Here is a 22,026-nt window from a genome sequence, read left to right on the forward strand (position 1 = left end):
TCGTGGGGGTTGTAGTGGATCTCCTATTTCCCGCCGCGGCCGGCGACGGGGGAGGGCCGGCCGCGGTGTGGGGCGAGGAGGTCCGCGTCGTAGGTGCGGTGGTGGATGGTGATGCCGCCGGGGGTGATGGCCTGCCAGCGCACGGGGAGCAGTTCGAGGTAGTCGCGCCCGGTCAGCGGGACGGGCACGTACCCGGCGACCGCGACAAGGACGGCCCACATCTGGTTCGGGGTGAGGGCCTTCCTGGGCATCATCGGGTGGCGCAGCCCTTCGTGGGGCCGGTGGTGGTAGTGCACCAGCCACTCATCGAGGAGGTCCTGGAGCTGGGTGACGCTGTAGCAGGCGTCTTTCTCGGTGTCGGGGCCGCGGCGGGTGACGTTGGATCCGGTGTAGCCGGGCAGGTGCTGGCAGAACAGGGCGTTGATGGAGCCGAAGGTGCGCTCGACGATGCCCTTCGCGTTGGGGGCGCGGGGCGGGGTCGGCTGGACACTGATGCCGAGGGTCTCGCAGGCGGCGGTGAACGCCCGGGAGATGAAGACTTTGCCGCGGTCGACGACGATCGTCTCGGGCAGGACGACCGGCCGGGCCGCCGCACCGGCCAGACGCTCGTCCAGCGTGGCCAGCCGCTGGTGGGGGAGTGCGCGGGCGTGGTCCATGCGCAGGATGTCCGGCCAGGTCGGGCGGGCGGGGTGCGGGACGGCCATCTCCGCGAGCAGCAGGGCCGCGTCGACGGCTTTGGTCGCGCTGGGGCACAGCACGGCGGCGAGGATGGCGCGGGTGGCGACGTCGACGGCGATGGTCAGCTCGGGTCGGGCCAGGTGCCCGTCGTCGAAGAGGGCCAGGACATCCAGGCGGGTGGTGTCGATCTGGACCTGCTCGCCCGGCCGCAGCGCCGTGGCAGGGGTGAAGGCTCGCCCCTCGACACTCGCGGGCACCTGCCGCACCGGACCGCTGGGCAGTTCGCCGGGGCGGGCGAGTGTGGTGACGAGCCGGTACAGCGTCGCCTGGGACGGTACGGGCACCGTACCGGGGCCGTGCTGATCTTCGAGGATCTGGTTGATGAGCGGGAACAGGCCGTTGATGGTGCCTTTGGAGCGCCCGCGCCGGCGGCGCAGCGCTTCACGGACGGCGGCGACGACCCGTTCGTCGGACCGCCCGGTGGGGCTGGAGGCACGAGTGGTGCGGTGGTCCAAGAGCCCCCACAGGCCCTGCTTGCGATAAGCGAGCCGCATGCGCTGCACCGTGGTGCGCGACACCCGGCCGAAGCCCAGAGCGGTCAGCTCCTCGGCCTTGGCCTGTTCCCGCTCGGCCAGCGTGTGCCGCTCTGGGGCGTACTGTTCACGCACCGCTCCAGCGCTGCCGGGCCCGTCGGCAAGGCCGCATTCGACTTCCCGCACGTGCCGCTGCCAGGCCAGGGCCTTCTCACGTGCCGCGGCGGGGGCGGTCTCGAACAGCCCCCACTGCGGGGCCGCCTGCGGCACTTCGGCCCCGATGACGCTGAAGCCGGGATCGGCGAACAGGTACCCGGCGAGCACCGCCTCGCCACCGCCGTCCGGGCCGACGAGGTGAATGGTCTGCCCGGACAGGGCGACCACCTGCCACTTCACACCGCGGAACCGGACCTGCGCCCCGACCGTCACCGATGGCCGGGCGTTGCGCCGCGCGGTCACCGGGCCCCTCCCGCCGTGCCCGGACGCGGGCCACTCCAGCCCGCGGGACCGACCAGGAGGCGTTCGTGGAGCGGCGCCTTTAGATCTGCCGTCACCCGGCCGTGCCACAGGGCGTGGAAGACCACCGGCAGGACCTCGATCGGGTCGCCGGCCGCTTCGACGCCCTCGATCAGCGGCCGCGGCCGCGCGAACGCCTCCACCACCGTGGGCGTCAGGCCGGGGCGGCCGGCGTTGCGGGGGTGGCGGTAGCCGGCCAGCCATTTCAGATTGGCGGCCAGGACGTCGTCGAGCGGCGCAAGACGCCGGTAGGCCCAGCCGATCTCCTCACACGCCGCGTTCACCGCTTCGGCGGCCTTCACCGCGCGGTCGCCGCCGGCCTCCAGGTGGCTGGGGCAGTCGGCCAGCAGACCCGTGCCGTCGCGGTACCGGGCGAACAGCTGCGGCACCCAGGAACGCACCCGGCCCCGCTCCTCGCGCCACAGCAGCCGCACCGGACGCCCCGCGAGCCCGGTCACATCGGGGTCGCGGTCCAGGACCATCAGCTGGGTGCGCATCGCGTTCGACCCGGCCGCCACGTGCCGCCCGGTGGTCGCCGACCACCACAGCCCCGGCCCCCAGCGGCGCCCAGGGATCACCGGGAACGCCGACACCGGTCGCAACTCCTCGAATCCCACGGTCATGGCGGCATCCGCCCACCGCTGCTGAACCGGCTGCCCCACCGGATCGAGGAACACCGCCTCGAAGCCGCTCCGACGATCCACGGCCGCTCGCCTTGCCCGGCCCCCGGGCCGGGCGGCCTCTCCTGTGCTGATCACCCGCGTCAGCCAAGCCGCTCCCGCCGACAAGCATCGTCGTTTTCAGGGTTTCTGCCACAAACGAGTGCTGTATCAGCTAACAGGCGATGCGCCCGGGCCCACCTTGATCTCAGCCGTCCTCTTCCTGCCCGCCTGCCGTCAGCATCCTTCTCAGTGTCCCGGGGGACATATCCGCCCACCGGGCCACCTCCTCCAACGGCACCCCGCCGTTCACCGCCGCCACCGCGGTCCGCTTCCAGGCCGCCTCGACCAGACCGGCACTGTGACCGAGGCCTTGCAGCAGCTGCCGGGCGACCTCGGCGGTCGGCCCGCTCTGCACGCCGCGCAGCTGCAGCAACTGCTCCTCGGCACTGCCGATCCGCATCCGCTGCTCAGCCGGCACCACCGTCCGCCACATCGTCCCCGAACCGGGTGCCTTCTTCTCCTTGCCCAGCACCCGCAACTGCCCCGCCATCGTCACCGGCTGATACTCCCGACGCAGCCACCAGGGGTCGTTGTCATATCCGGGAGGCCCACCGGCCCCACGACGCAACCGGATCACGCTGCCCATCCACGCGATCAGCGGACCGCCATGGTCCGCCGCAACCAGAGGCCCCAGCCACTCCCGCCCCACCCGCTCACCGAGCCGACGGCAGAACAACCCATCGACGGGCAGCGCCCGCGGCTGCCCGGCACCACTGTCCACCCACACCAGTTCGCCCATGGCCGGATCCAGCAGCGCGTCGGCGACCGCCACCACCTCGGGGAAGACCACCGCGCCCCGCCCCACGATCCGCCACCACTCCAGATCACCCCCGGCATCACCGCCCGCGACCTGATGCAACCGCCGCGGCCAGACCTTCTCCCGCTCCCAGTGCAGGGCCTGCTCCCACCAGCGGGTCACCACCGCGTGCGCCAGCGCGAACACCCGCTCCGGCTGAGCCCCCGCCCGCACCACGCGCCGCGCCACCCCCACCCACCGCCGCTGCGCCGCGGCAACTTCCGGCAGACACCGCACGTCCAGGTACTCGTAGGGCTGGTCGGCGTCCGCGTCCAGCAACCACCTCCCGTGCCGGACACACACCCGGGACCAGAGAGGTGAGTACCGCACCACCCGCACGACCGTCCCCGTACGCCGGGCGGTGCACAGGCGGCAGCCGAATGCCACCGGTCCGGCGACCGTCCCCCCGATCCGCCACACCGCCGCCGGCACTCCGCCCTCTTCGGCGGGCACCTTGGCGTCCCGGTGTCCCCAGGACGGCAACGCCCGCGCCAGCACGTCTTCCTCGACGCCGCACAAGCCTCCCAGGAGTTGCCGGCCAGCTGTGTTCAACAGCACCTCGGCGTCTGCCCGTGCACCCCCGCCGTCGTGCCGGGGCTGGTGACTGTGCCACTTCCAGCAGGACCGCAACGCCTTCGCTTCCAGCCCGTAGCGGCTCGCGATGCGGCAGATCAGCGACGAGGTCGTCTCCCTCTGCAGAGGAACTGTCGACAGGAGGCCGGGACGAGGGGTCACTCCACCACGCTCTCGCGTTCACCGGCCTTGGCGGGCGTTCTTCACAGTACTTCCGTGTGGCTCTCAACCCATCAGCGCCACGCACCGCCGAGCTGGCAAGCCCTCGCACCACGTCCCACCATCACCAGGGTGGATAGTCACTCGGCGTGCGGTGGGACGGGCCCGGGTCCGGCCGTGGTCCGGGTGGTGAGGCCAATGCCGGCCAGGAGGCGTTGCTGACCGGGGTGCAGATCGTGGTACCGGGTGTGCTGCCGGCGCAGCCAGGCGCGCTGGACGGGAGTGAGGCTGCGGGAGTGATGACCGGTCCCAGGCCGGGCGCCGGTTTCGCTCTGGTCGTGGATGCGCTGCCAAGAGCGCTGCCACGCCAGGCTCCAGGCCGGGCACCACCACGGATCGAGCGCGCTCAGAGCTTTCGCGGCGGCCGGCGAAGGTGCGCCCCGGCGGGCGTTGTCACGGGCGTGCTGGCGTTGTCGGCGTAGCCATTGTCCCAGGTGGAAGCCATCATGGATGGTGCCGGTCGCCGCAGCGAGTGTGTTGTGGACCGCGTGATACCAGCGGGCGTGTCCCAACGCGGTGGCGTAGTCAGTCCCGCTCTCGGTGGGCCGGGTAGTGGCTTCGAGAGCGGCGGCTGCGGTGATACCGATGCGGGCGAGGAGGTCCTGCTGTTCGGGCAGGAGCGTGTCGTACCGGGCACATTGGGTGGTCAGCCACGTGGCGACCTTGCTGCCGGTGCCAGGAAACCCCGCCGCCGCGTTGAGGACCTTGCCGTCTTGGACACAGGCGCGAGCCTGATACCAGGAGCGTTGCCATTGCAGTGACCACGGCGGATTCCACCACGGGTCGATCGCCAAGAGTGCCAGCGCCCCGGGGGAGTGGGTGCCGTGACGCTGCTGGTGGGCTCGGTCCTTGCTGCGCTCGCCGGCCAGCCACTGCCCCAGCCTGTGGCCGTCCTGGACCGTGCCGGTAGTCGCGTGCACCAACGTCCCGTGAGCCTCCGCGAACGCGCGCGCACAGCCAAGAGCGCGCTGGAAAGAAGCAGCCCGGTGCTTACCGGGGCGGGCCACCCGTACGGCCTCACAAGTAAGGCCGATACCGGCCAGCAGACCCCGCTGCGCGGAGTGCAGACTCTCATAGCCGACGCACTGCTGGTAGAGCCATTGACCCAACCCGAAGCCGGTGGTGGGGAAGCCGTGTTCGGGCCGCAAAGCCCCGCAGGCGCGGGTGTGGTGCTGCGCCTGGTAGTAGAAGCGCTGCCACGTCACAGGCCACGGCGGCCGCCACCAGAGATCCAGCGCCTCGAGTGCCGCGACGTGTTCGGGCGGCAGCGCAGCAGATTCACGGTGATCGGACAGCCACCGGCCCAGGGCGAAGCCGTTGAACCAGGTGCCGATCGGGACGGCGAGGTGGCCGTGGACAGCGGCATAAGCACGGGCATGGGCCAAACCGGCCGTGAACGCCTGATCCGAAGTGTGCCGCAACCCCAGACGCTGCCCCCCGCCGCCCGCAGCCTCCTCCCGCCGGGCGGCAGCACCGCGGTAGACGGTCAGCTCACGGGCGACGCTGCGAGGCCGGTGCGCCGTGCGCAGCTCCCACAGACTCCCGGCGGCGGCCGAGCCCGCACCAGCCCGTACACAGTGCTGCACCCAGACCAGCAAAGGGCCCACCGAAGCCGAGGCGACCCGATCAAGCAGCCACGGCCGTCTCATCACCCGCGCCAACCCAGCAATGAAGGCAGGGGTATGAGCCAGCATGTGGGGCAGATGCCCGCCGGTCTCAACGAGCAGCCGCTGCCTCACGTGTGCGCCGGTGAGGACCCGGGCCAGGGCAACCGTCTCCGGGTAGACAACCGCGTCCCGCACCAAAAGCCGCCACCAGCCCGCATCTGCCCCCGACGGCGCCATCTGACGTACCCGATCGGGCCACTCTTCCTCCTCCGGCCACTGCTGCGCCCACCAGGAGACGATCACGGCGTGAGCGACCTCGAACGCCCGGGCCGTGTCCGGACGGCGCCGCAGCAGGTGCAGGTGGGACCGGTGCGCTGAAAGCACCTCGGGCAGACCCGCCAGGCCGATCTGCTCGGTGCCCGCCGGCGCGCCGTCGACCCACTGGGTGCCGAGCATCCAGCGCCGGTGGCGCGGGCAGACCCGGGTGTGCGGCTGCAGATACAGCCGCGCGGGCTTGGCCCCTCCGGTGCGCGCTGACGTACACAGCCGGCAGCCTTCCCCCGCGGCCGGCACCACAGCTCCGAAGCGGAACCGCCCCGCCGGACCCGCCCCGTCCGGTGACAAGGGCTCATGGGCGGCCCAGGCGGGCAGAGCCCTTCCCAGGACGCTCTCGGACACGCGGCAGAACGCGGAGACACGGGCGCGCGCTTCGGCGTTGAGGTACACCTCCCCGTCCGTGCGGAAGCCCCTGAACAGTTCTGTGCCGTCCTGGAGCAGCGGCGGGATGAGGTCTTTGACGCCAAGGCGGTAGCGGTCGGCCAGCCGGTCCAGATACGAAAGGTTCGTCTCACCCTGCAGCGGCGCGAGCCGCACCAGCCCTGGCTGTGTCGTAGCAGAACGCGACGCCGGTGCCGACAGCAGAAGGGAGGCAGGCATCAGCGAAGAGACCGATCTCTCAAGGGGCCCGGCCGCCTGAGCGGTTGAGCTCGCGACGAGACGGACGGATCCGGACGAACATAAGTGACGGCTCCAGCTGGCGGACGAGCCCTGAGTACGGGATCGACCGGCATATCGTGATGATGCCGGACAACAAACGCGTTGCGCAGGTCAACTGAAGGAGCAGACCAGCCTCTGCTGCTCGCGGCCCGCACGGCGAACCAGCACCCTGTGACCGGCCGGGCGGCCTGAACAGGCTCCAGCAGCTCCGCGACCGCGGCATCCTCCCCCCGGCGTCCCCTCGCCTGACCACCGGCCGATCCGCTACGCCGCCACGCCGCGGCGCCCACGACGCTTCGTCCAGCAGCTGCTCGGCGTCGGGAAGGCCGGCGCGGCGCAGGAACTCCACGACGTCCCCGTCGTCGTGGGCGAGACCGGCGATCTGCCCCCGAATGGTGACCCGCCGCCCACCGGTCACGGAGGGGCGGTGAATGACTATTGGCGCGTTCATAACCCCAGCGTGCGCCAGAGCCCCACCCCCGGCACACGCTTACGCCCTGCACACCGCCCAGCTCCGCGAGCAGGCAGCCCGTACCGAGGCCGCCGTCCAGGACGCCGAGAACTACGCCCGTCTCGGCCCTCGCGAGCGCTTCGAGCGCCGCATAGCCCGCCTGAACCGGGAGCATCCAGCCGCCTATGGGGTCCTGCACCCGTACGACGGCAGGTCACCCGCCACGGGTCCGGCGGTCTCGCGCACCTCGGCATCCGTGGCCGAGGACCTCGCCAACCTCGTCCGCGAGGTAATGCTCCGAGCCGCTGAAAGGGACCACGCCGCATGACCGACACGACCGAGACGACGGGGAACCTGTTCGGCCTGACACCCGGCGGCGGCGGCCTCGCCGGACTGCTCCCCGGGCGCGCCCCGAAGCGGGACGCCGTAGAGCCGGACACCTCCGCCGTCCCGGTGCTGCCCGACCCGTTCGACGCCACGCCGCTCCAGCGTGATCAGGTCACCGGCACGCCGGCCGAGCGCCTGGCCGTCGTTAAGGACGCACTGCGCCGGGCGAAGCTCACCGAGATGGAGAGCGTCCGCGCGGCCCGGGTCCGCGGACGCATCGAGGCCGGGGCGGCCCTGGCGATCCTCGTGGAGGACGAGCTCCACAAAGAGGCGGGCTACGCGTCGCTCGACGAGTACGCAACCACCGTGCTCCACATGGACCGCACGGCCGTCTACGAATTCATCAAGGACGGCAAGCGCCTCGCCCTGGTGGCCCCGCTCAGCAAGGCGACGAACAGGCCCCTGCTGCCCGCGCAGGCCAAGGTCCTGGCACCGATCGTCGAGACCCACGGGCAGGACGTGGCCCACGGAGTGCTGGAGAGGGCGGAGGCTGACGGCGGGAAGGTCGCCGCCGCGTCCTTGAAGGCTGCGGCGCAGGAGATGGAGCTCGAGGTGGCCACGGCCGAGAAGAGCCCGATGCCGCGCCGCTCTGAGCCCGCGCCCCTGGACGTCCTCGAGGCCGGGCTCCTCGTGCTTCGCGACGTCCGGACCGCGCTCGACAAGACCGCGTTCCGTGCCGGATGGGACGCGGCGGCCGCCGGCGGGGAAGCGGACGCCGAGCGCCTGCAGCAGCTCCGGGCAGCCGTATCCGACGAGGCCCGTGCCATTGGTGCCGCCGCCCGCTGGCAGCCCAAGACACCTTAAGCAACGTCCGTACATGGAAGAGGGCCCCGCTCCGGCGGGCCCTCTTCCACGTGTGAGGCGTCTTGCCCCGCACGAATCTGCTGACGCTCACACCGCATGACTGCCGAAAGGGTTCCACTGGTGGCTGGTGGCCGCGGGGAGGGTCCGCGGCAGGGAGGGGTGGCCCCGGTCGGGGTCACCCCTCCCTGCGTCCAGGGCGGCAACGGCAACCCGAGCTATGACTGATCCTGCGAGGCCTCCTCGGAACAAGGCCTTCGGCGAGTGGGACAGGTGTTCGGCGACGAGGCCCCGTCACCGCCAACCTCGGGCTGCCTCCTGCATCACCGCGACGTGATCTCCATCAACGGACCGAGCTACGGCTCAAGGCCATCGAGCGTGTGCTGTGGTCTCGGCTGATCATTTCTCCGATGCCGACGTGACAGTCCGCGCCCGCACGAGGTCCGGTACTCCAGCGGCGTGTACGGGATGTGCTCCATGGTGCCCCGCCCCGGTCCCGCACTCCGGGGCTGTCCTTAATCTTGTCGAGGGTGCCGACCGTGCTGCCGCTATGGCGTAGTGGGTGCTACACCGCTACGAACCGTCCGGAGTGGGGAGCTGAATCCCTCTGGCACGTGAGATCCAGTGGATGCGCTGCCGCGACGGGAGCAGGCTGTAGTTGAGGGTGCGCAGCCCCGGTCCTTCGGTCAGGTGCCACGGAGCGATCATCCACAGGCTTCCCCGGTCGGGGACGGGCTGGACGGGGCAGCCGGTCAGTGCCAGGTCCCAGCGATCCGTGCTTCCGTTGTCGCGGTCGTCCTCTGCGGTCACGGTGCCTGTCACCTTGTGCGGCAGTTCCTGACCGGCCTGCTGCGCCGTGTAGTTCTCCGAGAGTTCTTTGATCGTGAACTCGCGTTGCAGGTAGACGTCCCGGCTGGTCTCGCCGGGTTCCAGGACGATGACGCCGGCGGCCCTGGGCCGCCTGTCGTCATCGGCCACGACCAGGTCGCCGTCGAACCGTGCCTGCACGCGCCGGTCGCTGAGGTTCTCCAGGACCAGGATCTGCTGCAGTACGAGACGGTTGGCGCCCTCCTGATCTGCGGGAAAGTGCCAGCGGTGCCCTTGTGGCCATGGGTTGCACGGCATCCCTGTGGTGGTCGCGGCCAGCGGGTCCCACGGAGGGGGACTGAGCTTGAGGGTGACGTCCGGGGCCTGGAAGTCGAGTCGGCTGCGGATGGCGTCGGCGGTCATGAGCTGATTGACCTTCAGTACGCCGCGTGTGAGGTATCCCTGCCACACGACGCCACCGAAGGCCAGGGTGGCGACGATCGCACTGAGGGCGACCCAGAAGGTTTCTGACATGGCGGAGATTCTGGCCCCACCCCTGCGGCCGCGTACCAGCGGGTCTCGTTGCCGCTGACCGCCCGGGCCGATCCGATAGCGGGTTGCCGTCGCAGGGAGGGCGGGCGGCGCGCTGTGCTGGCTTCTGAGGACCTCGCGGCGGCCAGTGGGCCATCGCGACGCAGCATGGGCGCCCCGGAGCCCTCAGGGGCACCCGGCGCATCCGTGGGCGTGAGTGCTGCCAAGGCGGTAGGGGAGGGCGGTCTACGCGATCCGCGCAGGGCGGGCGGGGCGGGCAGCGGTCGTTCCGAGGACGCAGAGACGGGGAAGGCAGGCGGTGCTGCGCTGGCTTTCAGGGGCCTTGCGTCGGCCGGTGTCCGCCGAAGCCGCGTTGTACACCGCCCAGGTCGACGAACAGGTCAGCTGTCGTACCAATTCGTCGTAATGAAAGCGTTTCTGACTGCCCGTTAAGAATGATCAGCTGATCTGACATGATCATTTTTTGTTCGGTGAGGGGGCGTTATGGGAGAGATACCGCGTTGGCTTGCGAGGGCTGTCGAGGTGTTCGGTGTGGAGTGTGCGCTGAAGCTGGCCGGTCCGGGGGAGGCGGAGGCTGCGTTACGTACACCGCTGGAGCGTCTGCTGCGAGCAGCCGGACCTGAGCTGGGGGTGCGGGCCGTCTTCCACGACGAGGTGCGCGATACCGAGCGGCGCGTGCGGCCCGACTACGGGGTCAGCATCGATGGGGCGATCACCGGATACATTGAGGTCAAAGCACCCGGTAAGGCCATCGCCCCGACCGCGCTGCGCGGACACGACAAGGTGCAGTGGGAACGACAGAAGGACCTGCCGAACCTGCTCTACACCAACGGCACCGAGTGGCGCCTGTACCAGGACGGCGAGCACCGGCGCACGGTGCACTTCGCGGGCGACCTCTACGACGGGAAGGTGACCGCACCACCGGAGTTCGAGGCGCTGCTGGCTGACTTCCTGGTCTGGAAACCGGTACCGATCACCAGCCTCAACAGCCTGGTGACGGCCATCGCTCGAATGACACGGCTGCTGCGCGGAGAGGTACGAGACCAGCTGGCAGCCGAGCACACGGCCGTCAGGGGCGGCGCCGACGAACGCCTGCAGCCCTTCCTCGGATTAGCCGCCGAGTGGCGGGCGATGCTCTTCCCCCACGCGGACGAGACAACGTTCGCCGACGGATACGCGCAGACCGTGTCATTCGCCCTGCTGCTGGCCCGCACCGAGGGCATCACCGTCTTCGGCGAGTCCCTCCACACCATCGGCGAGAAACTCCGCGCCGACCACTCCCTGATGGGGCGCGCACTGCAGCTCCTCACCGACGACGTCGCCCGAGACTTCCGCGTCACGCTCGACCTCCTGGCCCGCACGGTCGACGCCGTCGACTGGAACCGGATCCGCCGCAGCGGCCGCGACACCTACCTCCACCTGTACGAGCACTTCCTCGACGAGTACGACCCCGCGCTGCGCAAGAGCTCCGGCTCGTACTACACACCCATCGAAGTCGTCGAACAGATGGTCCGGCTCACCGACGACGTCCTGGTCACCCGCCTCGGCAAACCACGAGGATTCGCCGACCCCGGGGTCTTCACCGTCGACCCGGCCATGGGAACGGGCACCTATCTCCACGCGGTCCTCGAGCGCATCGCGGCGAACGCCGCCGAACACGACGGTCCGGGAGCCGTCTCCGGCGCCATCACCCGGGCCGCCGAACGCGTCGCAGGGTTCGAACTCCAGATGGGCCCCTACGCGGTCGCCGAGCTACGGACCGCCGAACAACTCAACCGCTACCAGGCCGCCCCACCGGACGGCGGACTCAAACTGTTCGTCACCGACACCCTGGACGACCCCAACGCCGCCGAGACCCAGCTCCGCTCCTCCCTCCAGCTCATCGCGACCTCCCGCCGCAAGGCCAACGAGATCAAGGCCCGGGCGAACGTCACCGTCGTCATAGGCAACCCGCCCTACGCCGAACTCGCCAACGGCGCCGGCGGCTGGGTCGAAAACGGCGGCCTGGAGCTGAAGAACAAGAAAGGCAACGACGCCATCCTGGACGACTGGATCGTCCCCGGGATGAGCCGCTTCAAGGCCAAACTGAAGAACCTGTACGTCTTCTTCTGGCGCTGGGCCACCTGGAAAGCCTGGGAATCCACCCCCGCCACCGACGACGGAGAACCCGGCGTCATCGCCTTCATCACCACCTCCGGCTACCTCACCGGCCCCGCCTTCCAAGGCATGCGCACCTACCTGCGCCGCTACGCCTCCGAGGGATGGATCATCGACTGCACCCCCGAAGGCCAGACCCCGGACATCCCGACCCGCATCTTCCCAGGCGTACGCCAGCCCCTGGCCATCGGCATCTTCGTCCGCCGCACCGGTACCGACACCACCACACCCGCCCGCATCCGCCACCGCGCCCTCACCGGGCGCCGCGCCGGCAAGTTCGAAGCCCTGACCGCCACCCAGCTCGACGACGACGGATGGCGCGACTGCCGCACCGACTGGACGGCCCCCCTCACCCCCGCCAGCACCAGCCAGTGGGACACCTACCCGGCACTCGACGACCTCCTGCCCTGGTACTCACCCGGCGTGTTCCCAACCCGCACCTGGGTCTACGCACCCAGCAGCGGAGTCCTGGAACGCCGGTGGTCCCAGCTCATCGGTGAAGGCGACCTCGAGCGAAAAGCCACGCTCTTCAAAGAAGGCCGCGACGCCAACCTCAAGAAGACCAAACCGCCCCTGCCCGGAGACGACACCAGCCCCACGCCCGAGAAGCCCTTCCTCCGGGAGACCGCGCCCAAGCCCGCCGTCGCGCGCGTCGGATACCGGGCCTTCGACCGGCAATGGGTGATCGCCGACCCCCGCGTGATGGACATGCCCCGCCGCGACCTGTGGGCCGCACGCATACCCGGACAGGTCTTCATGGTCGAGCAGCACCGAAAGATCATCCGACCCGGACCGGGCGTGGTCTTCTCCGCCCTGATCCCGGACTTCGACCACTTCAAGGGCTCCGAGGGCGGCAGAACCCTCCCATTCCTCCACCCCGAGGGGACCCCCAACCTCGCACCTGGGCTGACTACGGCGCTCTCCGACACCCTCGGTGCCAAGGTTGACCCGGAGGATGTCCTCGCCTACGTCGCCAGCATCGTGGCCCACCCCGCGTTCACCCAGACCTTCGCCGACGAACTGACCACACCCGGCATACGCGTCCCCGTCACGACGGACGCGGAACTCTGGGAGAAGGCAGTCGCACTCGGCCATCAGGTGCTGTGGCTCCACACGTACGGACAGTGCTTCACCGGCGAGGGACGGCCCGCGGGGAGCGTGCGCCTGCCGGTGGGCGACCCACAGCGCCCGCTCAGCCAGAAGCCCGTCACAGCACTGCCGGAAACCCTGGCCTACGACGCGGACCGTCAAGCCGTCGTCATGGGCGACGGCGAGTTCGGGCCGGTCAGCCGGCAGGTATGGGACTACACGGTCGGCGGTCGTAACGTCATCAAGTCATGGTTCGACTACCGCAAGAAGGAACCCGGCGGCCGCCGCAGCTCGCCGCTCGACGACGTCAACGCCCCCGCATGGGACCCGGACTGGACCGGAGAGTTCCTCGATCTACTCTCCGTCCTGACCCGCCTGGTCAGTCTTGAACCTCAGCAGACCGACATCCTGGAGTCCATCCGCGCCAGCGGCATCACCACGCTGGACGGCCTTGCCGGTGCAGGGGTCCGCTGGCCGCAGAACACAGCGAACAGGAAACCCCGCTTCTCGCTGGACTCCGCACTCCCCGGAGGAGACGACACCTTGATGTAAACCGCCTCGTCATCGCGAGAAGTTGCCATTCCCTGCGATGACGACGGCACCTGGTTCGGCCGACACCGCCAGCTGGCGGCGTCCCATGAGAGACGTCGTACACGTTTCACGCGTGCGATCCGGCCGGTGCGGGCATCAACACCGCCAGTGTCGCCCGGAGATCCGCGACGTGCTCACCCCGCACCACCAGCTGCTCCCGCAGGTGCTGCGCCTCGGTCACGGCCAGGGCGTGCGCATGCCGCATGCGTTCCAGCTCGGCCTGCAGAGCGACCACGTCCGGCCCCGGGACCGCCGGCTGGCCCTCCGGTCCGGAAGGCTCGGGAGGCGCCGTTTCGTTGGGTGGGGACGGCGCGTGCAGCCGTAGCCCGGCGCCCAGCAGGTCGTCCACAGGGATCAGCCACCCCCGGTGCGGATCCTCGACCGCACCGGGCAAGGCGCCAGCCTCACGCCGACGGCGGATAGTTGTACGGCTGACACCGCACGCAGCGGCAGTCTCCCGCCGGTCCAGCGTCGGATGCGAGCTCATGGCGCCTCCTCCGAGCGGCTCCCCCACCGCGCCATGCCAAGCGCACCGCTCCACCCCCGTCGGAGCGGTGCGTACCGCATCCCGCTGGACAAGATCATCGTTTAGCGTCACACTGATGCCAGCAGTACATTTGTGCCCGTACGAGCCCCTGACCAACATCAGGGGCTTTTTTGTGTCCTAGAGGATGCCCATATGAACACCAATCTTCTGACAACCGTCGAGGCGGCCGCACATGTCACTCGCGGCCGCCAGTTCCTCAGCGCGGGGGCCGCCGCAGTCTGCCCCGCCACCATTCGCAGCTGGGCCAGCCGCGGATACCTTCCCCGCGCCGGCCTCACTGAGACCGGCCGCCCTCTCTACCGCCTCGCCGACGTCGTCCGAGCCGAGTTGGCCACCCGCGGCCGTGCGCTACGCCTCGTCGGCATCCCCGAGAATGCACACTTCGGCTTCGGCGGTGCTGCGATCTCGAACTCCGCTCAGCGGACGCCAACTCCGGGCACGACAACGACAACCCCGGACCCTTCTGCTGGAAAGTAGTTGGCGTGCCGGGCTAGCGCGTGGCCAGATACTGACCTACAATCACCGTGGTCAGACGGGTACGCCCTCCATCCACCGATGCCAATCACCGGCCAACTGTCAGCAGTTCAGAAAGGCTTGACAGAGGCGGCTCTGGTCCCGGATGATGGTGACCGGCCCCAGCGTGTCCGCAGGGGTGCAAGAAACGACACCACCACTGTGTCCGCAGTAAGTTAACTTACCTGCGCCACAAGTCTGTTCGCAGCAACAAGCTCTCGTCTTCTTTATCTGACGGGGGCTTTTTTTATGCCCGCATCAATGAGTAGGCCCTGGTTTCCCACCGGGGCCTTTTTTCGTTTCCGCAGTCCGTCCGAGGAGCCCACCACGCCATAACCAGGTCACTGCCCCTCTTGCGCCGCTAGCTCGTTCTTCCGTCACCGTGCTCCCGGCATCCCGCCCCGCACTCCGGCCTGGACCGGACGCGGGGCGCTGCTGTCCCCGCAACCGGCCCGAACCCCAAGGGGCGCAGTAACAGATGCCCGCCCCGCCATCACCCAACTGTCCCGCCAATCGAGGAGTCCTGCCGTGCCCAACCCTGTCCTGTTCGCTCTTGCCCTGTCCGTCGTGCTGCTCCTGGTCGTGGTCGGCGTGCTCGTCCTGGTCGGTGTGGCGTACGTGGCCTACCGCCACCCCCGCCTGGAGAAGCCCCTGAGCCTGGCCGCCGCCGTGGCGACCGTCCTGGTCGCGGCCGTCGCCGCCATCGCCGCCCTCGCGGTCCTGGCCGCGCGGTGACCGGACCTCCGGAGGGCCTGCCTGCTCACCTGCGGCTTGTGGGTACGGGCGACCCCGCCTCCCAGGCTGTTGCCAAGGCCTACGGTCATGCGGGTGGTCCGGGCCGGGTGTCACGGCGGTCGTGGTTGTGGGTGCGGCGGAGGTGGCGGTGTGCGCGGTGGTCGGTCCACCAGGTGAGGCGGTCGGGGGAGTCCTGGGGGAAGAGCGTCTGGACCGAGGTAGCGGCCAGGGTCAGGACGAGGCAGATGACAACGCCCCACCACGGTGCGCCGGCCATCGCGGTGGCCAGGCCGCTGACCGCGGTGACGGATGCGGGTACCAGGTTCGCAGAGACAGCCATCGCGACCTCATTCGCTCGTGTTCGCGTCCGCCCCGTGCGGCCGCTGGTACCAGGCTTCGTCGGGGCCGTGCGGTGCGGGAGTGGGAACAGCCCGTTCCCGGCAATCGTCAACATCCAGCCGTCTTTCCCCGCTGCTCAGCGAGCCGTTCCGAGGATGTCAACGCATACGTCACAATCGGTCAACTGCGCTGCTCTCGGGCGGCGTTCACGGGGGCGATAGAGGGGGCGGGGATGGGCGGGTCTCAGGAGGTCCCGGCGGCTGCTGCCGCGTACGCGGCAGCATTGCGTGAGGTGGTGGACGGGTTCCGGGCCGTGGGCGGGACACAGAAGCAGTTGGCCGACGCGCTGCATATCTCGCAGGCCACCCTCTCCCGCTACCTGAGCGGGGACCGGACCGCCCCCTACGACTTCCTCCGAGACCTGCGGGCCTTCCTCGACGGGCGTGGCCTGCTCTGGGGCCAGGACACGGAAGACCTGCTGGACGCACTGTGCGGGCAGGCCCACGCCGCCAGCGGATCACCCGCCGTCCAGCTCATCCAGATCAGGGAGGAACTGACCCGCCTCCGGGGAGAGCAGCAGCAGGCAAAACAGTTCGCCGATATGCGCCTGGCCGTCCTGGAAGCCCAAGCCCGCGAACTCACCGCCCAACTGGCCCAGGCACTCGACCACGCCCGGACCACCGAAGGCGCACGAGCACTCCTGCAGGAACAGGTCCAGGAACAGGACGAAAGCCTGCGCCACGCCCAGGACTACATCCACCAGATCGAGGCGGAACTCTCCGAACAGCGCGAGCAGGCCCGCCTGCTACAGCAGGAAGTCAGTGTGCTGCGCAAGCAGAACCAGCAGCTCGTCGAGGAGCAAACCCGGACCATTCCCGGGGCGTCAACGCAGGCCACAAGCTTCGAAGCCACCCTCGCAGCCCGCGCCGCAAGACAGGCGACCGAAGCAGCCCGGCAGGCCGCCACGCCGCGAGAACCCATCCCCACCGGCCCGAAGGCCCCCAGTGAGCCACCGAATCCGCACCGGCCGCGCCCACCGGTTTCCGAGCCCTTGAGGACGATCAGGCCCGGCCGCGACACTCTTGCTTTCCTCGTGCTGGCAGCACCAGTCTGGACTGCGGGAGGGGCATTCGCCGCCGGCATCCGGGCCGACCCGGGACCCAGCGTCTGGAAACTGATCATCGCCGCCCTGGCCGCCCTCCTGGTAACCGCGATCTGCTGGTTCGGGTACATGTCCGTCCTGGAGAAGTACGACCCCGAATTCGAAAGCGGACCGGTACTGGTAGGAATATTCACGGTGCCCCTGCTCCTGATCACCGGGATCAGCGTTCCCCTGCTGCGCCATACCGACGACCCGGTCAGCCACTGGCTCGCCGACATCGCCGGGCTCCTGTAGCCAGTGGGCCACTCGCGGGTGACCCCCTCGGCAGCCACGGATTCCACCCGGAGGGTGCGCGCTACCGAAGCCGACGTCGAGGCGGCACCGCTCTACCGGCCGGGCGGCCTGGACAGCCTTCAGCAGCTCCGCGACCGCGGCGTGTTCGCCCCCGGCGTCCCACCCGCCTGACCACCGGCCGGACCCGCTACGCCGCTTCGTAGCGGTGTGCTCGGCCGCCGCGCCACTGCACCCACGACGCGTCGTCCAGCAGCTGCTCGGCGTCAGGAAGGCCGGCCCGGCGTAGGAACTCCACGACGTCTCCGTCGTCGTGGGCGAGACCGGCGATCTGCCCGCGGATGGTGACCCGCCGACCACCGGTCGCAGAAGGGCGGTGGATGACTATCGGCGCGTTCATAACCCCAGCGTGCGCCAGAGCCCCACGCTAGCGAGCTGCGCACCGCCCAGCTCCGCGAGCAGGCAGCCCGTGTCGAGGCCACCGTCCAGGCCGCCGAGGACTACGCCCACCTCCGCTCTCGCGAGTGCTCCGAGCGCCGCGTAGCCCTCTGAACCGGGGGTGGCATCCAGCCGCTCACGGGGTACTGCACGCCCAGCAGGTCACCCGTCTCACGGCAGCGGATTGTCGTACGGCTGACGCCGCACGCGGTGGCGGCCTCCGCTGGGCTATGCGTCTGTGTCCGTCCCCGCACCACCCGACGTCTCTTCGGAAGGCGGGCAGGCCCTCGTGGGCGACTGCTCTTTCACGATCTTTGTGTGGGCGCGGGAAGCGGCTGCTTCCTCGTCCGCGCCCACCCGCGTATACGCGGCGGCGGACTCGTCCCACGCGTCACGCACCTGCCCCGGATCAGCGCCCGCGGCGGTCAGGGTCGTGGCCAGCTCGCCCCACGCCTCACCGGTACGGAACCAGTCCTGAGCCGCGGCCAGCATCGCGACAGCCTGCCGGCTGGCAGCGACGGCCTCGTCGAAGCGACCCAGGCCCCGATATGCGGTGCCGAGGTTGTTCCAGGCGGTGGCTTCGCCGTGGGTGTCGCCGGTCTGCTGGTACAGGTCGCGGGCGGTCTCGTGGGCGTGGAGGGCTTCGTCGTAGCGCAGCAGTTCCTGCAGTGCGAGGCCGAGGTTGTTCCAGGCGGCGGCTTCGCCGTGGGTGTCGCCGGTCTGCTGGTACAGGGTGCGGGTGGTTTCGTGGGCGTGGAGGGCTTCGTCGTAGCGCAGCAGTTCCTGCAGTGCGAGGCCGAGGTTGCTCCAGGCGCCGGCTTCGCCGTGGGTGTCGTCGATCTGCTGGTGCAGGGTGCGGGCGGTTTCGTGGGCGTGGAGGGCTTCGTCGTAGCGCCGCAGTTCCTGCAGTGCGCCGCCGAGGTTGTTCCAGGCGGTGGCTTCGCTGCGGGTGTCGTCGATCTGCTGGTACAGGGTGCGGGCGGTTTCGTGGGCGTGGAGGGCTTCGGGGAAGCGCCGCAGTTCCTGCAATGCGCCGCCGAGGTTGTTCCAGGCGCCGGCTTCGCCGTGGGTGTCACCTGTCTGCTGGTGCAGGGTGCGGGCGGTCCCGTGGGCGTGGAGGGCTTCGGGGAAGCGCCGCAGTTCCTTGAGTGCGCCGCCGAGGTTGTTCCAGGCGCTGGCTTCGTTGAGGGTGTCGTGGAGTGTTCTGCAGGCGTCGAGGGCGAGGGAGCGGACCACGACGAGGTCTTGGAGGTGTCGTCGCCATTGCAGGTAGCGGCCGAGGGCGAAGCCCAGATCAAAGCCGGCTCGGGGGCTGGTGTGGGCGATGGCGATGAGATTCTCACGCTCCGCGTCGAACCATGCCAGCGCCTGCTCCCGGTCGGAAAACCGGGACGACACGGGGAGGCTGCCTGGGGGGTGGAAATGGGTATCGGCTGCTTCGGCGTGCTGGATGTAGTGGTTGATGAGCCGGGTGTGTGCTTGTTCGTAGCGGCGGCGCGGGTCGCGGCCGCGTGCCTTGACCGTTTCGGCTTGTTCGTTCGCGTAGGCGCGCAGCAGGTCGTGCATCTGCCACCGGCCCCGGGCCGCGGGGTTGCGCTCGATGAGGTGGCTGGTAGCCAACTGTCGCAGGAGGCGTTCGGTGGCCGCATGGGGCTGGCCGGCCAGGACGGCGGCGGCGGGGGTGGCAATGTCGGGGCCGGGGTTGAGGGACAGCAGGCGGAACAGATCCTGCTCCTGCGGCAGGAGCCGTTCCAGGGACTGGTCGAACATGGCCCGCAGGCTGCGCTCCCCGTCGCTCAGCCCGTCCAGGACACCTTCCGTCTGGCTGAGGGCGTCTGCCCGTTCGGACAGCGGCTGCCCGGGGTCCTGGGCCAGGAGCGCCGCGGTGATCTGCAGAGCCAGCGGCAGACACCCACACGCCAGCACCACCCGCTCCGCCGCGCCCAGGTCCTCCTTGACCCGCACATCATCCGGATCGCTTTTCTTCAACGCCGCTTGCAGCAGGGTGATGGCGTCCTCGGGCTGGAGACGGTTGACGGTCCGCATCCGCCCGAGCCCGGCAAGACCGTGCCGGGAGGTGACGAGCATCCCGTGATGCCCCGGCGGCAGCAGCGGCTGCACCTGAGCAAGGGCGGAGGCGTTGTCGGCGACCACCAAAAGCCGCTCACCCTTCTCCTGCCGTACGTTCAGCTGCGACCGGTACAACGCCTCCCGGCCCGCCCCCGGCGGCGGAAGATGCTCAGGCCGCACCCCCAACGACCGCAGCAACGCCTCCAACGCGTCCTCCGCCTGCGCCGGATGCGGGTCGTAGCCACGCAGATCGACCAACAGGACACCGGTGAACCAGTCCCGCTGCTGCGCGGCATGCCCCGCGGCGTAGGCCAGAGTGGTCTTCCCGACCCCACCCCACCCCGACAACACCGCCACAGCGGGGCCACCGCCAGTGCGCTCGGGATCCAGGACATCCAGGATGAACGCCAGGTCGTCCGCACGCCCGGTGAACTCCTGCGGCAACGCCGGCAGCGCGTCCAACGCGGTCGGCACCGGCGCGTACTGCTGCACATACGTGGTCGTCGTCTGATTGCCCTGCCCCAGCACCTGACTGTTCGTGAACTCAGCACCCCGGTAGTCGTTCCGGACCGCGGTGCCCGCCCGCCCCTGGCCCTGCTTCTGGGCCTTCCCGGTCTTCTTGCGCTTGGCGCTGTTCTTGCCCCCCACAGCCCTGTCCTACTTGTCGTGGTTATTCGTCACGGTCATGCTCCCGCTACCGAGCACCTGACTGTTCGTGAACGTCGCACCACTGAAATCGTTGTGCACCGCCTGCGCCGGCCCGGCAGCCTTGACCTGCGCGACCAGGGTCCGCAGCTCCGCCACCACCTCCCGCTGCTCCGCTTCCGGCAGCTCCTCGAGCAGGACTTCGAGGCGGGTCTGCCACCTGGCAACCTGCGCGATCTCCACCCGCTGCACCTCGTCGCCCTCCTGGGCGGCCGCGAGTGCGGCCCGGGTCTGGTCCAGTCGTTCCAGTTCCGCTTGCTCGCGTCCGGCTTCTCCGCGGCCGAAGAGCCGGGCGAAGCCGCCCCGGATCCCGCTCCACGCCTCCGTTCCCGCGGCCTGCACGATCGCACCGCCCCCGGCAGTCGCGACAGCTACGAGTCCATCGACCAACATGGCATTCCCCCAACATCCACGGATAAGGATCGTCAGCGTAGTTCGACCGCAGCACCGCTATCAGCCAGTTCGCCACAAGAGACCCCCGCCCCATCCGGGGCGATCTCAGGGAAGCGGTGACCGGTGCTGCGCTGGTTCTCGGGGCGGGGCCGCAGCCGGTCACGTGCCCCTGTTTGCCGGTTTTGCCGGTTTCGGTGAAAGTGTGTCAGGACCGCTGTGTGGCGCGGTAGCGTCGCAGGTCACGGAGTCTGCTCCCCGCGCACGCGGGGATGGTCCCTCGCAGTGGACCGCCCGCGCTGTCGAGCATCTCTGCTCCCCGCGCACGCGGGGATGGTCCCAGCGGCACCCAGAGCTCACTGAGCCGCTCCATCTGCTCCCCGCGCACGCGGGGATGGTCCCCAGAACTTCTCGACCGCGGACACCACGGACCTCTGCTCCCCGCGCACGCGGGGATGGTCCCCAGGCGACGAGGTAGGGCATCCCCGGGCTGCCCTGCTCCCCGCGCACGCGGGGATGGTCCCGTCCCGAAATCGGTGACGAGCGTGTCGACGGCCTGCTCCCCGCGCACGCGGGGATGGTCCCCACTGACCGAAGTTCACGAAGGCGCCGGCTAGCTGCTCCCCGCGCATGCGGGGATGGCGGCGGCCGGTGGGCCACCGCGACGCAGCAGGGCGCCCCAAGGGCTCCAGGGGCGCCCTGGAGCCCCAGCGCGCCTGCGGGGGAGCGCGCCGGAGCCCCTGCCGATGGGTGGATGCCTTGTACTGCTCTCCGAGGTGCCCGAACCCGGGCTCATCGCCAGAGGCGTTCGCGTTCAGGAGGCGTCACCCCGTGACGCCTCCACGTGACGTCAAGAGACCGCACGCCTTCCACCTTTCAGCTTCATGGGCCGGGTTATACCGACGGATTCCGAAGTTTCACCGGTCGAATGGGGCGGCAATGGAACGGGCTCCAGGGTTCCGTCCTGAAGTGCTTTCCTTTTAGTGTCTGTGGTTTATCCGGTGACACCACAAAACCCCAGTCTTTACCCAGCTGTTCAGTGTGATGCACAACAGGGGGAGTGAGTCTGGAGGGGGTGGTGGATATTCCCAGTCTCTACCCGGTGCCCGGTGGTGATGCACGGTCAGGAGGTCCGCCCCACCGACCCGTTGGGTCACCCCCGCCCGAACCGCCCCCCTCCTGTAGCCAGCTGCCTGCGTAGCGGGCTCGTCCTGTAGGCGTAGCCGGAAGGAGCATCACACGACGACCCGTCACCACCCGGCCCGGCGCGGAGCGCAGGGCCCGCCTGGCCACCCACTCACTCCATGAATTCCGGAGGAATTCATAAACAATTCCGGAGGAATTGTTTAAAAGCCCGTAGGGCTTTATCGTCTTTACGACCCGTAGGGTCGTGCGTCGTTCCTCCGGAGGAGGACGCGCGC

Annotated in this window: 14 protein-coding genes and 1 CRISPR repeat array; of the genes, 4 read left to right on the top strand and 10 right to left on the bottom strand. The window is 69.7% G+C overall.

The features are described from left to right. Window positions 1-23: 23 nt before the first annotated feature. The 4 genes from ACI2K4_RS31305 to ACI2K4_RS31320 all read right to left on the bottom strand — a co-directional run bounded on the left by ACI2K4_RS31305 (window position 24) and on the right by ACI2K4_RS31320 (window position 6,517). On the bottom strand, window positions 24-1,670 hold the full coding sequence (locus tag ACI2K4_RS31305; protein ID WP_404516501.1) for an integrase: 1,647 nt from the start codon (window positions 1,668-1,670) through the stop codon (window positions 24-26). After that, window positions 1,667-2,431 (bottom strand): TnsA-like heteromeric transposase endonuclease subunit, encoded by a 765-nt coding sequence (locus tag ACI2K4_RS31310; RefSeq protein ID WP_056791393.1) that lies wholly within the window; start codon window positions 2,429-2,431, stop codon window positions 1,667-1,669. The genes ACI2K4_RS31305 and ACI2K4_RS31310 overlap by 4 nt, the downstream gene beginning before the upstream one ends. A 163-nt stretch (window positions 2,432-2,594) precedes the next feature. Next, entirely contained in the window at window positions 2,595-3,797 is a 1,203-nt protein-coding gene (locus ACI2K4_RS31315; RefSeq protein WP_404516502.1) for a DNA-binding protein, read from the bottom strand. 320 nt (window positions 3,798-4,117) lie between these two features. Then, the gene (locus ACI2K4_RS31320; protein ID WP_242424446.1) at window positions 4,118-6,517 is read right to left on the bottom strand and encodes a helicase associated domain-containing protein; all 2,400 of its coding nucleotides are present in this window, start codon (window positions 6,515-6,517) and stop codon (window positions 4,118-4,120) included. 898 nt (window positions 6,518-7,415) lie between these two features. Between ACI2K4_RS31320 and ACI2K4_RS31325 the strand changes: the two genes are divergently transcribed. Beyond that, on the top strand, window positions 7,416-8,282 hold the full coding sequence (locus tag ACI2K4_RS31325) for a hypothetical protein (protein ID WP_056791400.1): 867 nt from the start codon (window positions 7,416-7,418) through the stop codon (window positions 8,280-8,282). A gap of 570 nt (window positions 8,283-8,852) precedes the next feature. On the opposite strand, the gene ACI2K4_RS31330 is transcribed toward ACI2K4_RS31325, so the two are convergent. Beyond that, complete coding sequence (locus ACI2K4_RS31330) at window positions 8,853-9,620, bottom strand: hypothetical protein (RefSeq protein ID WP_404516504.1); 768 nt, start codon at window positions 9,618-9,620, stop codon at window positions 8,853-8,855. Window positions 9,621-10,169: 549 nt separating this feature from the next. Here ACI2K4_RS31330 and ACI2K4_RS31335 point away from each other — a divergent pair. Then, window positions 10,170-13,436, top strand: coding sequence for a type ISP restriction/modification enzyme (locus ACI2K4_RS31335; protein WP_404516505.1), 3,267 nt, complete (start codon window positions 10,170-10,172; stop codon window positions 13,434-13,436). 106 nt (window positions 13,437-13,542) lie between these two features. Here ACI2K4_RS31335 and ACI2K4_RS31340 read toward each other — a convergent pair whose 3' ends face one another. Then, window positions 13,543-13,962, bottom strand: a complete 420-nt coding sequence (locus ACI2K4_RS31340) for a helix-turn-helix transcriptional regulator (RefSeq protein WP_404516507.1) — start codon at window positions 13,960-13,962, stop codon at window positions 13,543-13,545. Window positions 13,963-15,063: 1,101 nt separating this feature from the next. On the opposite strand from ACI2K4_RS31340, the gene ACI2K4_RS31345 reads away from it, so the two are divergent. Further along, window positions 15,064-15,270, top strand: a complete 207-nt coding sequence (locus ACI2K4_RS31345) for a hypothetical protein (protein WP_056791410.1) — start codon at window positions 15,064-15,066, stop codon at window positions 15,268-15,270. An 85-nt stretch (window positions 15,271-15,355) separates the two neighbouring features. Here the strand turns inward: ACI2K4_RS31345 and ACI2K4_RS31350 are convergent, their stop codons facing one another. Further along, a complete protein-coding gene (locus ACI2K4_RS31350; RefSeq protein ID WP_404516508.1) occupies window positions 15,356-15,610 on the bottom strand; it encodes a hypothetical protein in 255 nt (84 codons plus the stop codon). Window positions 15,611-15,841: 231 nt separating this feature from the next. Between ACI2K4_RS31350 and ACI2K4_RS31355 the strand changes: the two genes are divergently transcribed. Further along, window positions 15,842-17,005 carry a helix-turn-helix domain-containing protein gene (locus tag ACI2K4_RS31355; RefSeq protein ID WP_404516510.1) on the top strand — a complete coding sequence of 388 codons (1,164 nt, stop codon included), beginning with the start codon at window positions 15,842-15,844 and terminating at the stop codon, window positions 17,003-17,005. A gap of 187 nt (window positions 17,006-17,192) precedes the next feature. On the opposite strand, the gene ACI2K4_RS31360 is transcribed toward ACI2K4_RS31355, so the two are convergent. The 3 genes from ACI2K4_RS31360 to ACI2K4_RS31370 form a co-directional block, all read right to left on the bottom strand. After that, window positions 17,193-17,402: a hypothetical protein gene (locus ACI2K4_RS31360; RefSeq protein ID WP_352264629.1), complete on the bottom strand. Its 210-nt coding sequence runs from the start codon at window positions 17,400-17,402 to the stop codon at window positions 17,193-17,195. Between the two features lie 266 nt (window positions 17,403-17,668). Continuing rightward, window positions 17,669-20,158, bottom strand: coding sequence for a tetratricopeptide repeat protein (locus ACI2K4_RS31365; protein ID WP_404516511.1), 2,490 nt, complete (start codon window positions 20,156-20,158; stop codon window positions 17,669-17,671). A gap of 9 nt (window positions 20,159-20,167) precedes the next feature. Further along, window positions 20,168-20,557: a hypothetical protein gene (locus tag ACI2K4_RS31370; RefSeq protein ID WP_404516512.1), complete on the bottom strand. Its 390-nt coding sequence runs from the start codon at window positions 20,555-20,557 to the stop codon at window positions 20,168-20,170. Between the two features lie 299 nt (window positions 20,558-20,856). Beyond that, window positions 20,857-21,251: a CRISPR direct-repeat array (repeat unit 29 nt; unit sequence CTGCTCCCCGCGCACGCGGGGATGGTCCC). Window positions 21,252-22,026 lie beyond the last annotated feature (775 nt).

The organism is Micromonospora sp. NPDC050397, assembly GCF_044901685.1.
In the GTDB taxonomy this organism is placed as follows: Bacteria; Actinomycetota; Actinomycetes; order Mycobacteriales; family Micromonosporaceae; genus Micromonospora_G.

Coding starts and splice junctions, on each gene's coding strand:
- ACI2K4_RS31325 (WP_056791400.1), top strand. CDS start 7,416: ATGACCGACACGACCGAGACGACGGGGAACCTGTTCGGCCTGACACCC.
- ACI2K4_RS31330 (WP_404516504.1), bottom strand. CDS start 9,620: ATGTCAGAAACCTTCTGGGTCGCCCTCAGTGCGATCGTCGCCACCCTG.
- ACI2K4_RS31340 (WP_404516507.1), bottom strand. CDS start 13,962: ATGAGCTCGCATCCGACGCTGGACCGGCGGGAGACTGCCGCTGCGTGC.
- ACI2K4_RS31350 (WP_404516508.1), bottom strand. CDS start 15,610: ATGGCTGTCTCTGCGAACCTGGTACCCGCATCCGTCACCGCGGTCAGC.
- ACI2K4_RS31355 (WP_404516510.1), top strand. CDS start 15,842: ATGGGCGGGTCTCAGGAGGTCCCGGCGGCTGCTGCCGCGTACGCGGCA.
- ACI2K4_RS31360 (WP_352264629.1), bottom strand. CDS start 17,402: ATGAACGCGCCGATAGTCATCCACCGCCCTTCTGCGACCGGTGGTCGG.